The 234-nt window shown below is 36.3% G+C and carries 1 protein-coding gene; it reads right to left on the bottom strand.

The window, feature by feature from the left end; translation table 11 throughout:
* On the bottom strand, nt 1–234 hold a 234-nt coding region (locus HMPREF2655_RS10335; protein ID WP_180364310.1), incomplete at both ends, for a hypothetical protein.

Below are 234 nucleotides of genomic sequence, written 5' to 3'. Positions count from 1 at the left end.
ATACTCCATTTCATGGAATAACTCCAAAACGGACAACATACCGTATTTATAGCCGATATAACTAGCAAACTCATCTGCTCTATACTCTTGTTGTTTACTCATCATCATGAAAGCAACATTTTGCAAGGCAAAGATGCGCCCGTATTCTAGCATTTTCTCAGTAAGTCCTTGAATGTCTGTTCCAAACAATCCTAAAATGATATTTACAACGAAACGAATAGGGAAAGTAAAGAG

Origin of the sequence: Streptococcus sp. HMSC066F01, assembly GCF_001837335.1 — a bacterium.
Lineage (GTDB): Bacteria > Bacillota > Bacilli > Lactobacillales > Streptococcaceae > Streptococcus > Streptococcus oralis_S.
This window is presented reverse-complemented; position numbering and strand designations above follow the sequence as displayed.